We start from the raw sequence: 16,065 nt of genomic DNA, 5'->3' as shown, positions 1-16,065 counted from the left end.
CTTCATTGACCGACCAGCTCGGCATCGGCATTTACCCCTTGGGCCTCTTCCAGCGCCGAGCGCTCATAGATGTCTCCCATCGCCACTACAATCTTGCGTGGCCCTTCGTAGGGATCCCGGGCATGGGCCGCTAACATGTTGTCGACCATCACCACATCGCCCCGGCGCCAGTCGAAACGCACCGCACAGGCTTCGTAGGCTTCTCCGACAACCTTCATCATCTCGTCGCTAATCACGGAGCCGTCTCCGAAATAGACATTGCGCGGCAGGCGCTCCGGGCCAACCATGCCAAGCAGGTCTTCTTTCACATCAGGCTCGAGGCAACTGACGTGGTGGAGCTGCACCTGATTGAAGAACACCCGATCACCGGTTACGGGGTGGGTGACTACTGCAGGGCAGTGCGTACGCGTCTGCAGCTCGTCATCACCCAACCACTCCCAGTCGATTCCCGCTTCTTTGAGCCGCGCTTCAACCTCCTCCCTGCTATCGGTTTTGAAAAAGTCTCGCCAGCTCACGTCCAGGTTGCGGGTGAAGGTGCGCACATAAAGCAGCCCTTTGCGCTCGAACTCCTCCACCACATCGGCGGGGAGCTGGCGTAGCATCTCGCGACAGTCAACAATCGGGGTGGCCCCTCCCACAGGAGAAGGCTTCTCGCAGAAGAACAGTTGCTTACGCGGCCAGCGCTCCAAATGCGAACTTTCGTTGTGATAGAGAATCATCTGGCGTTCAGGATAGGGGGTTGAACGGTAGGTATTGCGCCCCCCTTCTTTCTTGGGCAGGTCACCATAGTTGCCGTAAAGGCCCGGCTGGATAGCCTCGGCAAAGGCTTCAAACTCTTGCGGTGTGGTCAGCCCAAAGTTACGGAACAGAATGCCTGCATGCGTGCGTAAGTGTTGCTCGATAAAGTCACGCTGGGAGGTTGCCCACGCCACCGCATCAAGGTCAGCGTCCGTTGCTTCGATCACGAGAGGAAAGACTCTTTTTTCGTCGAGCAACGCCTTTCGTATCGGTGAGTCACTGTTGGTCGAGGGGCGCGCACCTGGTTGGGATTTCAGGCTGCCAAGCTTGTTGAGTTTGGAACCTTTTGAAAGCTTGTTTTGCATAGCGTGTTTCTCCATTTGGGGTAAGCGAAACTCCTCAACGGGCGTGCTGGGAGCTTCCACGATCTGCGCTAGTAGCGACTGCCAGGCACCGGTCAAGTGCTCGATGGTTTCGCGTCGATACAAGGCAGTGGCATAGACCCACTCGACTGATAGCCCGGTATCACTCTCATCAACGAATACCGCCATATCGAACTTCGACTCCTGCCGGGGTTGAGGCATTACCTCCACCTCAAGACCCGGAAGTGAGAACCGCTCGGTTGGCGTGTTTTGTAGTACGAATAGGGTTTGTATCAGGGGCGAACGATCCCGCTCACGGCTAATTCCCGAAAGCTCGACAATTCTGTCGAAGGGAACGTCTTGATGATCGAAGGCATCCAGCATGCTGGTCTGTACGTGCTCGAGCCAGTGGCCGAAATCAATCTGACCATCAGCCAAACGAGATCGCAGCGGAATGACATTGACGAAAAAGCCAATTAGCGGCTCAACATCAGGATGGCTACGACCCGCGACATCGGTTCCTACCACTAGGTCTTGTTGACGTGTCTGGCGATGCATCAACAGCTGAAAACTCGCCAATAGAAGCGTAAATAGCGTAGTGCCATGCTGGGTGGCGAGCCGGTTTAAGGACGTTGACAGCTCAGGGCTTAGCGACATGCTCAGAGCACTACCGGCGTGCGATACTTGGGTGGGCCTAGCGAAGTCCCCCGGTAGTGTTGAGAGCGGAGGAGCATCGCTTAGATAGCGACGCCAGAAGGTTGCGCTTTTCTCGAAGGCCGCTCCCGACAGTGCTTTGTCATGCCAAGCGGCGTAGTCAACGTACTGAATAGGGAGATTGGGTAACGCCTTATCTCCTTCGCTGATAAGCGCCCGGTAGGTTGTAACGAACTCTTTGATGAAGACAGCTTCTGACCAACCGTCGAATACAATGTGGTGAACACAGAGCAGCAGCAGATGCGACCGTGGCGATAACCTTATTACAGCGGCACGGAGAAGCGGCCCCGAGGATAGATCGAAGGCGCGCTGTGCATGCTCTTCCGTAAGCTGCCGGGCTTGATCACGCTGCGGGTCGCCCTCCAGGTTCACCAAGTCGACCCATTCAATTTCCACAGGGTTGCCGGATGCAATGACTGCGATCGGTTCACCCGCTTCGTTCTCTGGATAACGGGTACGCAGTACTTCATGACGATCTACAATCACATCAAGCGTCGACTTAATCGCTTCTGCATCCAGCTGCCCTGTGAGGTTTAGAGCAGCGGACATGTTGTAGCCTGTTCGCTCGCTGGAGGAGCCTGCCAATCGATCGACCAGCCATAACCGCTTCTGGGCCGGAGACAATGGCATTTGCTCACGCCGGGTAATGGGACACAGCGGCGTATCGCCCACCACATCATTTCCACCAGTAGAGGCAAGGAGAGCCAATTCGCACAGAACGGGGCTTTTAAATAAGTCGCGAAGGGCCAAGCTCTGAAGACCTGCCGCTCGTATGCGTGCAAGCACCTGCAATGCCAACAGCGAATGCCCCCCTAACTCGAAGAAGTTGTCGTGACGACCCACCCGATCGACACCCAGCACCTCGCTCCAAATCGCTGCTAGCGTTTCTTCCGACTTACTCTGGGGAGGCTCGTACTGTGAGCTACTGGATAAATCCGGCTCAGGCAACGCCTTGCGATCTATTTTGCCATTGGCATTCAGCGGCAGTGCATCAAGCGAGACCAGCACTCCCGGCACCATATAGTCCGGTAGCTTTTGACCGAGTGCTTCACGTAGTAAGGCGGTATCGAGTTCACTACCAGCTTGGGGCACCATATAAGCGACTAACCTAGAACCACCGGAGCCATCTTGAGCGACCACGACTGACTCTCGCACCTCTGGCTGAGAAAGCAGCTCAGCTTCGATCTCACCAAGCTCGATACGCAGGCCGCGGATCTTCACCTGGTAGTCGAGGCGGCCCAAATACTCAAGCTGACCATCCTCCCGCCAGCGCACCAAATCGCCCGTACGGTAGAGGCGTTCGCCCTGCGCAAATGGATCAGCGACAAAACGTTCTGCCGTAAGGTCGGCACGATTCAAGTACCCCCTCGCTAGACCAGCACCGCCCAGATACAGCTCACCCGCTATACCGACCGGTGCGAGACTCAGGTCAGCATCCAACACCAGTGCCTTACGTGCTCCAATTGGCTGACCAATAGGTACTTGGGACGACTGACCCAGCCCAGCATCGTCCGACCATAGCGTCGGTGAGATGATGGTTTCGGCCGGACCATAGGCATTGAAAAGACGCTCTGGCTGGCAAGCTCGACGAATTCCCTCGAAGTCTTCACGAGACCAGGCTTCTCCACCGGCAATACAGAGGCGCACCGGCAAGGAACCTGCTGGCAAGCTTTGGTAGAGATGGCGTAAATAAGCCGGCGGCAGATACAGCACGCTAACGGCATGCTGCCGCACCAGAGTGGCTAGCGTCTCGGCCCTTAGATGTCGTCCCTGCGGTAGCACAAGGGCTGCTCCTGCTAGCAGTGGAAGCAACCACTGCTCCCCAGCGGCGTCAAAACTGATCGAAGCGAACTGAAGCAGCCGATCTTCAGGCGTCAGACCATAACACTCTCCAATCGCTTGGAGATGCATCGACAAGGGGCCATGACTGACTCCAACTCCCTTCGGTCTTCCGGTAGAGCCGGAGGTGTAGATCACATAGGCAAGTTGTTCACCGTGCAATGTCACCTGAGGGTTGGTTGACGCATGATGCATCACATCCAACTGATCCAGTTCAATGACATTCAGGCTTTCAGCTACTGGTAACGAATCATGAATGCGCTGCTGGGTAAGCAGCAACTCGATACCGCTGCCCTCGATCATATAGGCCAACCGATCACTCGGATAATCTGGGTCTAGCGGTACATAAGCACCACCCGCTTTGAGTATCCCCAGTAGCCCCACCACCATCTCGACGGAGCGCTCCATCAAGATGCCCACTCGGGTTTCGGGTTTTACGCCTAGGCCAATCAGATAATGGGCTAACTGGTTGGCTCGAGCATTGAGTTCGGCGTAGCTGAGTGACTGATCATCGAATACTACGGCCGTAGCCTCTGGTGTTATCTCGACACGGTGTTCGATCAGACGGTGGATCGGGTCAGTCTTGGTATAGTGCTCACCCTTGACACTCCACGCCTCGATTCTCTGTCGTTCATCGTCACTTAACCAATCGATTTCCCCAACTCGTTGAGTAGCCGAATCGCTCAGTTGCTCAAGCGCTCTAACCAGATATTGGATCAACATCGCGGCAGTAGAATCGTCTAGCTGTGATCGTGAATAGCTGCAGCAAAGCTCCAACGTTTCCTTCTGGAAAATCACCAGCGTGACGGGGTAATTGGTCTGTTCGCGGTTGGCCACCTCGCCGAACGCCAGCTCACCCGGCAAGTTTTGATCCAGTGCTGCATCAACGGGATAGTTCTCGAATACCAACAAGCTATCAAACAGTGACTGACCACCCTGCCCTGCCCAGCGTTGGATATCGTAGAGCGGCGTATGCTCATGCTCGCGACTCGCCAAGTTTTGTTCCTGCAACTGGCGCAACCATTTATCGACGCGCAGCGTGGGATCCAGTGAGACAATCACTGGCAAGGTATTGATGAAGGGGCCAATCAACTGCTCTGCCGCCGGTAGCTCCGCAGGCCGCCCGGCCACGGTCGCGCCAAAGCAGATGCTATCTTGCCCCGTGTAACGGGCCACCAGCAGCGACCAGGCACCTTGCATTAATGTATTGAGCGTTACGTGGGCAGCCTTGGCGAAATTCTCCAGTCGCTGAGTGGTAGTGCTATCCAGTGACAGGGTGATCTCTTGATGCCCAACTTGCGCTTCATGGGATTTAGGCATGGCACTGACGAGATGCGTAGGCGCATCAAGATGCTGTAATTGGTCACGCCAGTAGGCTTCACTAGCATCAGCGTCACGGCGCTGCAACCATTCAATGTAATCACGATAGCGCCCCTCTGTAGGTGGCAGAGTCTCTCCGGCGTAACAACGCAGTACCTCACCCATCAGTTGCGAGGTACTCCAGCCATCCAGCAGCAGATGGTGGCGCGTCCAGATAAAGCAGTGCCGGGTATCTGCGATTTTCACCAGCGCCAAGCGCATCAGCGGCGGCGCCGTTAGATCGAATGGCGCCCGTTGCTCATCGGCCAGCTTCTCAAGCGCCGCTGACAGATCCGCTCGTTCGCGCCAATCCGCTTCGAACCACGGCAGCTCAACGGTGCGTGCTACCCACTGCAGCGGCGTTCCGGCTGGCTCCAGGAAACCACTGCGCAATATCTCATGGCGCACAAGTACGTTTTGCCAGGCGCGCCGGAAGCGTTCGACATCCAGGTGGCTAATCTCTACCTGCAACTGGTTGAGGTAGGCCACCCCCTGGTCATCGTAGAGGCTATGGAACAGCATGCCCTGCTGGAGTGGTGACAGCGGATAGATATCCGCCAGTTGATCGGCGGCAACAGGCAAACCGTCCAACTGCTCTTGACTCAGCCCCGCCAGCGGGAAGTCCGATGGCGTGGCGCCACGAACGCCGCTGTTACAGTGCTCAACCAATGCCTCTAGTTGCGCTTGGAAGCTTACTTGCAATGCATGTATCGCTGCCTCGCTGTGAATCTCACGACTGTAATTCCAGTCAAAGCGCAGTTGGCCATCTTGAACCCAGGCCACCACCTCAATCCAGGTACGGCGCTTGCTTTGCGGCGCGCGAGCCTGCCCTGCATTCTCTTTGGCGAGCCGCCAGGCCCCATCGCTCTGTAGGGAGCGATCCAACTGGCCTAGATAATTGAAAGTGACCTGGGGGTAGGCACCACCCACCAGCGCGGGCGCCTCTTTCAGATAGCGCAGCACGCCGTAGCCGAGCCCCTTGTCGGGCACTTGGCGAAGTTGCTCCTTGATTGCTTTTAAGCTTGTACCGGGCTCCGCATTACCTGGGGTCAGGCGAACCGGGTAGAGCGAGGTGAACCAGCCTACGCTGCGACTGAGATCGACACCGTCGAACAGATCTTCGCGGCCATGGCCTTCCAGTTCGATTAGTACACTGTCTCGCTCCGCCCATTGGCACAGGGCGCTCGATAGGGCAGTGAGGAGCAGGTCATCTACCTGGGTGCGATAAGCTTTATGCACCGGCCCCAGCAGTTGCGTGGTGGCCTCGGTAGGCAAGCTGCCAACGAGCGATGCGGTATCGGCGACGGTGTTGCTGCCATGGGGATTCAGTGCCGGTAGGCTGGGCTCAGGCTCTTTGACAAGGCTCTCCCAATAGGAGCATTGCTCAGCCAAAGCCTCCGATTTGGCATAGTCGGCCAGGGCACGCGCCCACTCATCTAGCGAGGTGGTTGCCGGTGATAGGTCGACTGTCTTTCCTGCACTTAACTGCGCGTAGGCCGTTTGCAGGTCGTCGAGGATCACACGCCACGAGACGCCATCTACCACTAGGTGGTGAGCCACTAGCAGCAATCGCCCGCCGCGCTCGCCTCCCAGTGCCATCCAGATAGCACGGAACGGCCGCGCCAAACTCAGACTGAGTTGCGCAGCATCGGCAGCCTGGGTGATGGCCTGCACCGAATCCGCATGATCGCTTACGTCCACGTGTTCGAAAAGATCGTCGGCTAGCTTGCCATAGGCTTGTTGCCAGCTATCGCCAACGCGCTCAAAGCGCAGCCGCAAGGCACCATGGTGACTTACCACTGCCTCAATGCCGCGCTGTAGCAGCGCGGCGTCTACACCACTGGCTGCTTCCAGCATCAACGACTGATTCCAATAGTGTGGCTCGGCAAAGTTCTGCTCGAAGAACCAGCGCTGTACCGGCAGCAGTGCGAAGGGGGCCACCTTATCGGGCGCAGCCGCTTGTTTAGGGGCCGCCGCGAGGGGCGTTGCCATCGCCGCCACGGCGGCCACCGTCTGCCCTTCCATCAACTGCTTGGGCGCTATCTTGTAGCCACGCTTGCGCGAGCGCGCAACGATCTGCAGGCTGAGGATGGAGTCGCCACCCAGCTCGAAGAAGTTGTCGTTACGCCCCACCTGCTCGCAGCCGAGCACGTCAGCCCAGACCGCTGCCAACGTCTCTTCTGCTTCTCCCTTGGGCGCTTCGAAGGCTTTACCACCACCGGCTTGCACCGGCTCGGGCAGCGCCTTGCGATCCAGCTTGCCATTGGCGGTTAGCGGCAGAGCCTCCAGCCGTACCAGGGCGCTGGGCACCATATAGTCCGGCACGCGTTCGCCAAGCTGCGCGAGTAACGCGGCGTCCTCGACGTCGCTCCCGGCGGCCATGACCACGTAGGCGTACAGTTGCGCGCGTCCCTCCTCATTTTCCCGCGCGACCACTTCGGCCTCCGAGACCCCTGGCTGGTCGCGCAACAGGGCAGCGATTTCGCTCGGCTCTACCCGATAGCCGCGAATTTTGACCTGATCATCCACACGGCCAAGGAACTCCAGGCTACCATCGGCCAGTTGGCGCACCCGGTCACCGCTGCGATAGAGCCGCTCCCCCGTTTGGAAGGGGCTGGCAACGAAACGTTCCGCTGTTTGCCCCAGCCGCTGTAGATAGCCTTGAGCCAGCCCTGGGCCACCCAGGTAAAGTTCCCCAGCTACGCCCTTAGGTACTGGATTAAGCCAGGGGTCGAGCACATAAGCCTGAGCGTTGACCAGCGGTGTGCCGATCGGCAGTGTGCTGGCAGCTCGATCGGCCATGTCGGCCTGCTGGGTGAGAATACCTACCGTGGTTTCCGTAGGCCCGTAGTGATTGAGCACCCGGCAGGTTGGCTTCAGCTCGGCGATACGTTCCAGTAGCGCCCAGTCGGTCGCTTCGCCGCCCAGAATCAGGCGCTCGTGCGGAAGCACGTCAGCCGGAGTTGCCGCACTCAGCAGTGCCCGCAGATGGCTGGGCACAACCTTGAGCACATCCACCTGCTGTTCCCGCATATAAGCCGCAAAGGCATCCGGGTCGAAGGCGCACTCGGGGGAAATGAGGTGCAAGGTGCGGCCGGTGCACAAGGCACCAAACAGCACCGTATGCCCCAGATCCGCCGCTACCGTCGACACCATCGCCATGTTGCGGGCATCCTCTGGTAGCGCCAACGCTTCCAGAACGCCCTGTACGTAATTGGCCAGAGCACCGTGACTTACCGCCACCCCCTTGGGCTTGCCCGTGGAGCCAGAGGTATAGATCACATAGGCAGTCTGCTGAGGATGGATGTCGGGCAGTTTGTGCTCTACTGCAGCCGGAATATCATCGGCAAACGCCAACTCCATTACCGGAACGTCACCGCTCCAGTCGCAAGCCGTGCAGCTCAGCAGCAAGCGAGCGCCACTGTCAGCCAGTTGATAGGCCAAACGCTCCGCTGGCAATTGCGGATCCAGTGGCACGAAGGCCCCGCCCGCTTTGAGTACGGCGAGAATGCCGAGTACGTATTCGCATGAACGCTCGGCGTGAATGGCAACACGCACCTCGGGGCCTACGCCCTGTTCCCTTAACGCTGCAGCTAGCCTTTGAGCCTGGGCATCCAAACTTCCATAAGTGACTGTATTATCCCATGCATCTTGTATCGCAAGTTGCTGGGAATGCTCTTCGACGGCCTGATCCCAGAGCTGTGTGACGTTGCCATAAGAAAATGCGGTTGATTTGCCTTCAAGCACTGAAGTCGGGGCGGGGATTTCGAGCGATGCCAACGGCGTATTTGGTTCTTTAAGCACTTGCTCAGCTAGGCTTTGTAGTGCTCCGGCGAGTCTCTTGATTGTCTGTTCGTCAAACAGTGCCGTCGCATAGGCGAAGACGCAGCGAATACCATAGGAGGAATCGGTAAAATCAACGCTTAGATCGAAGTGAGCATCACCACCGCTGAGTGCTTCAAGATGTACCTTTAAGTCACCTACGGTCTTTTCTCTTTCCAGCTCTTTCTGCTGGGTGCACTTGACCTGAAATAGCGGATGTACGCCAGACTGGCGCTCAGGCTGTAGCGCCTCTACCAAAGTATCGAAAGGAATATCCTGGTAGTCCTGCGCATCAAGGACGGTTTCTTTAACTGCATCTAATAAACTGGCAAACCCCTTTGTAGGCTCTAATAAGGTTCTCAGCACTTGAACATTGAGCAGATAACCAATCAAACCATGTGTTTCAGCTCTGTTTCGATTCGCACTTGGAGAGCCTATCCGTATGTCACTTTGTCCACTGAAGCGATGTAGCGTCAGCTTTAACAGTGACAGCATCACCATATACAGTGAAGCGCCATGCTCACGGGCTAGCTGATGAATACAGAGGCTCACCTCACGAGATAATTGAACATGACACTGACCGGCTTTCGATGTTTCCAAGGAACCTCTTGGGCGATCAAAAGGAAGATCGATAGGCGCGTACGAGTCCCCCAAGCGTTGGCGCCAGTGGTCTAGCTGCCGCTCCATTTCGCCAGCCTCAAACCAACTCCGCTGCCATATCGCATAGTCACCAAACTGAATGGGTAACGATGGTAGTGCTGCATTACGTTGTTGGATTCGGGCTTCGTAAAGCTCGAACAGCTCATCGATGAGCAGTTGAATCGACCAACCGTCACAAGCGATATGGTGCAATACAATGGCAACCGCATGATGGTTAGTATTCAACTGGTAAATTGCCATTCTGAATGGCGGCTCAACGTCAAGCGCAAACGGGCGCTGAGAGAACTCGCCAATAAGACGCTGTAGCTCTTTTTCCTGCTCTAACTCGGCGTGGTGCTGTAAATCATCGTGTAGTACTGGAACACGCCAGTCACTGAGAACCTCCTGGAGAGGTTCTCCCTCACTGCTCTGAGGATATATCGTGCGGAGTACTTCATGACGCGTCACAAGGTCATTCACACTTGACTCGAATGCAGCAACATCCAGTGGGCCTTGCAAATAAAACACACCTGGCATGTTGTAAGCCGGGCTTGCCGGATCAAGCTGCCATGTCAGCCATAAGCTACGCTGTGAATATGACAACGGAAATCGCTCAGCACGGGTAGCCGGCACAATAGGTAGCTCACGAAAATCGATGCCACTACTTCTCAGCTTATTCAGGAAACTTCGCTGCGCATCAACCTGTAACTCTGCAAAACGTTGAGCAATCTTTCTTTCGTCCAATTCCATGCCTCACCCCTCCAATTCGTTGAGCAGTTGATCCATAGTGGAGAGCCGGTTCGCGCGGCCACCATCGGCATTCACCTGTTTTAACGCGACTTGTGTTGCCATTTTCGCCAGCGTCGGGTGTTCAAAAATAAGCCTTACTGGCAACGCCTCTCCAAAGCGCTGCGTGAAATGAGCCGATATCTGAGTTGCTAAAAGCGAGTGGCCTCCCAACTCGAAGAAGTTGTCATGACGTCCCACCCGTTCGGAGCCAAGTATCTCCGACCAGATCTCCGCCAGCGCTTCTTCCACCTCGCCCTGGGGCGGCTCGTACTGCGAGTTACTGGCCAAGTCCGGCTCGGGCAAGACCTTGCGATCCACCTTGCCATTGGCATTCAGCGGCAGTGCCTCGAGCGTGACCACGACGCCCGGTACCATATAATCCGGTAGCTTTTGACCCAGCGCTTCAAGTAGTGAGGTGCTGTCGAGTTCACTGTCGGCCTGGGGCACCACATAAGCGACTAACCTCGAACCACCGGGGCCTTCTTGAGCAACCACTACTGACTCGCGAACCCCCGGCTGAGCTGTTAGCTCGGCTTCGATCTCACCCAGTTCGATACGCAGGCCGCGGATCTTCACCTGGTGATCAAGGCGGCCCAGGTACTCAAGCTGACCATCTTCCCGCCAGCGCACCAGGTCACCGGTGCGATAGAGGGCACCGTATCGCCAGCCGTTAGGCTATAGGCCTCCTGCATCCACTGTAAGCGATTAATCAGAGCGCGGTGGCAGTTGGCCGCACCCTTGGGGCGCCCCGTGGATCCCGAGGTGTAAATCACATAGGCGAGGTGTTCACCGTGCAGTGCCACTTCCGGGTTCGTTGACGCATGATGCGTGACGTCCAACTGATCCAGCTCGATAACGTTGAGGCTCTCAGCCACTGGCAACGACGCGCGCAAGTGGTGCTGCGTCAGCAGCAGCTCAATGCCACTATCCTCGACCATATAGGCCAACCGATCACTCGGATAGTCTGGGTCCAGCGGCACATAGGCGCCGCCCGCCTTGAGGATACCCAATAGCCCCACCACCATCTCGATGGAGCGTTCCATGGCGAGACCTACCCGGGTCTCGGGCCTTACGCCTAGTCCAATCAGATAGTGGGCCAGCTGGTTGGCACGGGCATTGAGTTCGGCGTAGCTCAGATGCTGATCATCGAAGATAAGAGCTATGGCTTCTGGAGTTGACGCTGCTTGGTGCTCAATCAAATGATGAACTGGCGCAGCATCGGAGTATCCTTGAGAGTTTACTCCCCATTGAATAAGTTGCTGCTGCTCAGAATTTTCAAGCAACTCGATATCGCCCAGTGCCTGCCCTGGTGACGTAAGCAACCTTTGCAGTAGTGTCTCAAAGTATCCTGCAAGGCGTTGAATGGTCTCAGGCTCGAAAAGCTCTGACGCATAAACCATGCTAAATTTCAGCTGTCCATCAGGGAAATCCCGCACCTCTAGCGTTAAATCGAACTGAGCATCCTGCTGTAGAAACCCTGACTCAGTCAGTGTCAGGTCGGGCAATGTCTGAAACGCCGTGAGATCCTCTTGCCGATAGTTGAACATGACCTGGAAAAGAGGGTTATGAATCGAATTACGTGTGGGCTGTAGCGCTTCAACTAGCTGCTCAAAAGGTAAGTTTGAGTGCGCCAAGGCACCGACAACAGCGTATTGACACTGTGTCAGTATCGTTTCAAATGAGTGGCGACTATTGATGTCATTGCGCAATACCAAGGTATTAACAAAAAAACCTATTACCCCCTCTATTTCCTGACGCTGCCGATTAGCTACCGGCACTCCCACGCGAATCTCTTGCTGCCCGCTATACCGTTGCAACAGTCCTTGAAAGCCGGCCAAGAGCACAGTGAAAAGGCTTGTATTCTGGCTCTCGGCGAGTCGGCGCAGGCCCACTTGGAGCTCGTTGGAAAGAGAAAACTCATACTGACCGGCACGCTTGGCCGTCGACGTCTGGCGGGGATGGTCGGTTGGCAAGTCCAACACAGGGTGCTCACTGCCAAGCTGTTCTTGCCAGTAAGCAAGCTGTCGCTCTCCCTCACCAGCTGACAGCCAGTCACGCTGCCAACTTGCGTAGTCAGCGTATTGGACACGCAACTCAGGTAACTGAGCAGGCTCACGACGCATATGGGCACGATAGAAGGCCACCAACTCATCAAGCATAATCTGCATCGATACGCCATCGGAGATAATGTGATGCATGACAACGACCAAGGCATATGCATCGTCGCTCACACGCAGCAACGCGGCCCGCAACAAAGGGCCTGTTGAGAGATCGAACGGCTCATCATTAATCCGTCGTATCGTGTCATTCTCACGCTGCTGAGCCTCCTCAGCAGGCATGCCACGAAAATCGACGACCTCCAAGTCAAAGGAAGTGTCAGGTCTAATTAACTGTTTGGGACTCCCTCCCTTGTCAACGTAAAACAGAGTACGCAACGACTCATGCCGCGCTACCAAACCGTCAAAGGCGTCACGCATCGCGTCTATATTCAGGTGGCCCGATAAACGCAGAACACCACCGATATGGTAAGCCGTACTCTCAGGGTCTAGTTGCCATAAGAACCATAGGCGTTGCTGATCATGAGAGAGAGGCAGTGGCTCGGCACGACGCGCATATGACAATACAGGGATAGGTGAGCGCCCCAAATCGGCATGATCATTTTTTATGCGCTCTACTTCATTTGCCATAGCGCCCAGTGAGGAGTGTTCGAACACTGACTTAGCTGAAAAATCAATCGCCCAATGATCGCTAATACGTGAAGCTAACTGCACCGCCGCCAGAGAATTACCACCGCTGGCGAAGAAATGAGCATCGCTGCCTAGCGGCTTTCTCTGAGACAAAGCCTCGTCATCCCCCAGCACCTGATGCCAGAGCTTCGCTAACGTCTGCTCCGTTTCGCTTCCAGCTACCGCAGTAGAGTGCGATGACTTTCCTCCGCCCTCAGAGTCACCACCACTGACAAAACTCCCAAAGGCGTGAATGGCGTAGGCATCCAGGCTGCCCGCCTCCCAGCCTTGGCGGCAGGCGCTGCGCTGCAGTTTGCCGCTGGAGGTTTTGGGGAGGCCACCTGGGTTGAGCAGTAACACTACCGAAAGTGGCTCATGGCAAGCGCTCCCCACCGTCTCGCTTAGCGCTTCGACCAGCTTCTCGGCGGGCACTAGCTTCTGTATGCCGCGGGAAACTTCTGCCGCCACACCGATCCCCTCGGCGCCTTCGGGGGTGGTCACTGCAAAGGCCGCCACCCGCCCTTTGCGCACCGCTTCAACTTCGGCCTCGATAGCGCTCTCGATATCCTGGGGGTAGACGTTATGGCCGCGCAGAATGATGAGATCCTTGATGCGCCCGGCGATATACAGCTGCCCTTCGTGTAGAAAGCCCAGATCACCGGTGCGCAGCCAGCGATCATCGCGAACGTCGTGAGCCTCTGCATCGGTGTGCTGCCAACTGACCCCATCGCGGGTGACAAAGGTGTTGGCCGTTGCCTCGGGGTTCCGCCAATACCCGTGTGCCACGCTGGGCCCATTGACCCAGATCTCGCCGACGTCGCCTTTGGGCAGCGAGTGAAATCCTTCGGGATCGACAATATCGATTGTGTGACCCGGCTCCGGCGTGCCGCAGCCCACCAGGGTGTTGCCTTCAACTGCTGAAACAGCCTTACCTTCGGCCAGTGACTGTTGAGAAAAAGCCGTACCCACCACGCCCGTACCGCGCGAATTACAGCTAACCAATAGCGTCGCTTCGGCCAAGCCATAACAGGGTGCTGCGGTGTCAGCGGCAAAGCCCGCTGGGCGGAAGCGCTCGATAAAGCCAATGAAGGTATCGTGGCGTACCGGCTCGGCGCCTGAGAACGCGACCCGCCAGCTAGATAAGTCGAGCGCCTCAAGCTGCTCGTCGCGGATACGCTCAAGACACAGCCGGTAGGCAAAATCGGGGCCACCGCTAATGGTGCCTCGGTGGCGGGAGATCGCTTCCAACCAGCGTACTGGCCGCTGTAAAAAGAAGGTGGGGCTCATCAATACCGCAGGGATACCGCGATAGATGGGCTGCAACAGGCCACCGATCAGCCCCATGTCGTGGTAAAGCGGCAGCCAACTGACGAAAACATCGTCGGCACCAATCGAGAAGCCCGTCTCGATAGCACGCTCGTTCGCCATCAGGTTGCCATGGCTGACCATAACGCCCTTGGGCGTGGCCGTGGAACCTGAGGTGTACTGTAAAAAGGCGAGATCACCACGCTTTGGGCGATGCTCAATCCAGTGTTCAGCGCGGCTCTCATCTACGGCATCCACGGGGATCAGTTCGGCGCTGCCGAAGCCTTCGCTTGCAGATGCGACCACATCGATAATCGTTGTAGAGGTGAGCACACAGGCGGCCTGAGAGTCGGCGGCAATGGCGAGCAGGCGCGCCAGATGCTGCTGCTTGGCCGACTCTGGAGGGAAGACCGGCACGGCAATCACCCCGGCATACAGGCAGGCGAAGAATGCCACCACATAATGTTCATCGTTATCCAGCAGGATCAAGGCACGCTCACCAGCCGGGAACCGCTGCTGGAGCTCGCTGGCCAGGGCGCGGGAACGCCGCTCCAGAGTGGCGTAGTCAAGGGTGGTCTCACCTTGAGCGCTCACTACAATCAGCGCCCTGTCGCTGGGCCTTTCCCGGGCCAGGCGACTTAAATGCTCAACGAAGCTGTGGTTAGCAACGTTATGGGATGGGTGGCTGTTCATTGTCTGGGCGTGCCTAATATTCATATGCGTACCTGCTGGAACTCCTGGCCGTGAGATGAGGCGTTATGTTTAGTCGTTGGAGAGGTTGCCGTGACCTTCCGCCATGGCGACGACGACTTTGCGCGGCCCTTTGAACGGCGTGCGTGCATGGGCGACCAGCATGTTGTCGAGCATCAGCACATCGCCTGCCTGCCAGGGGAACATCACCGTTTCGTCGGCCAGTACGCCGCGGATCTCATCGAAGATGGCATCGTCGATGGGGCTACCATCGGCAAAGAAGACGTTGCGCGGCATGTCTTCGGGGTCGAGCAGCTCTTCCAGCGACTCACGTACTTCTGGCTGCAGGTTGGAGACATGGAAAAGATGGCCTTGGTTGAACCACACCTGCTCACCGGTGACAGGGTGAGTCTCTATGCTTTGGCACAGTTGGGTGGTACGCAGGTCGCCATCGGGCTTCCACTCACAGCGAATACCCGCGCGCTGGCAGAATGCCTCCACTTCAGCGCGGTCTTCGGTGTTAAACACCTTTTGCCAAGGCATATCGAAATCGCCGTAGTTGCGTACGTAGAGAATGCCGGGGGCAAAGCGCTCGCGGATCTCTGCGGGCATACGGCGGTAAATAGCGCGGCTATCGGCTATCGGCGTCTCTCCCCCTTCGGGGGAAGCGGTGACACAGTGGAACCAGATTTTCATCGGCCACTCGCGGGTGTAGGCCTGCTCATTGTGGAGGGGAATATGTTGATGAGCGGGATACTCGGTCGAGGTATAAATGCCCGATGACACCGCTGAACGTGGCGTAGAAGCGAACTCATAGCTCAGCAGCGGATGACCAAAGGCGGCAGCAAACTGCTGAAAATCGTCCACGGAGGGAACATCGAAACCTCTTAGCAGCACCCCACCGACTCTAGTCACTAGTGACTCAATATCCGCACGCAAATCACCGAAGGCTTCCAGCAGCGGCTGCCCTGGGTAGGCGGGGGAAATCATAATGGGCAGCTCTGAATCAACAGGCCCCTGACGTTGGGATATGACGTTGGTTGGTTGCGTTAGTGTTGCGCTTTGGCTGTCCATTATTGATC

General features: G+C 56.8%; 4 protein-coding genes. All 4 read right to left on the bottom strand.

Going from position 1 to position 16,065, the window contains the following annotated elements; translation table 11 throughout:
- Positions 1 to 2 precede the first annotated feature (2 nt).
- The 4 genes from YERSI8AC_RS05025 to YERSI8AC_RS05010 are packed head-to-tail and all read right to left on the bottom strand — an operon-like array spanning position 3 to position 16,057.
- Positions 3 to 10,223 (bottom strand): non-ribosomal peptide synthetase, encoded by a 10,221-nt coding sequence (locus YERSI8AC_RS05025; RefSeq protein WP_159176228.1) that lies wholly within the window; start codon positions 10,221 to 10,223, stop codon positions 3 to 5.
- 3 nt (positions 10,224 to 10,226) lie between these two features.
- Positions 10,227 to 10,892 carry a phosphopantetheine-binding protein gene (locus tag YERSI8AC_RS05020; protein WP_201304703.1) on the bottom strand — a complete coding sequence of 222 codons (666 nt, stop codon included), beginning with the start codon at positions 10,890 to 10,892 and terminating at the stop codon, positions 10,227 to 10,229.
- On the bottom strand, positions 10,835 to 15,010 hold the full coding sequence (locus YERSI8AC_RS05015) for an AMP-binding protein (protein WP_201304702.1): 4,176 nt from the start codon (positions 15,008 to 15,010) through the stop codon (positions 10,835 to 10,837). The genes YERSI8AC_RS05020 and YERSI8AC_RS05015 overlap by 58 nt, the downstream gene beginning before the upstream one ends.
- 45 nt (positions 15,011 to 15,055) lie before the next feature.
- A complete protein-coding gene (locus tag YERSI8AC_RS05010) occupies positions 15,056 to 16,057 on the bottom strand; it encodes a TauD/TfdA family dioxygenase (RefSeq protein WP_159176226.1) in 1,002 nt (333 codons plus the stop codon).
- Positions 16,058 to 16,065: the final 8 nt, after the last annotated feature.

This window comes from Halomonas sp. 113, from assembly GCF_904067645.1.
In the GTDB taxonomy this organism is placed as follows: domain Bacteria; phylum Pseudomonadota; class Gammaproteobacteria; order Pseudomonadales; family Halomonadaceae; genus Vreelandella; species Vreelandella titanicae.
Note: the sequence above shows the minus strand (reverse complement) of the source record. Positions and strands in the feature narration are given on the sequence as shown.

What these genes read in the sequence shown, in the direction of transcription:
- YERSI8AC_RS05025 (WP_159176228.1), bottom strand. Translation starts at nt 10,223, where the DNA reads ATGGAATTGGACGAAAGAAAGATTGCTCAACGTTTTGCAGAGTTACAG.
- YERSI8AC_RS05010 (WP_159176226.1), bottom strand. Translation starts at nt 16,057, where the DNA reads ATGGACAGCCAAAGCGCAACACTAACGCAACCAACCAACGTCATATCC.
- YERSI8AC_RS05015 (WP_201304702.1), bottom strand. Translation starts at nt 15,010, where the DNA reads ATGAATATTAGGCACGCCCAGACAATGAACAGCCACCCATCCCATAAC.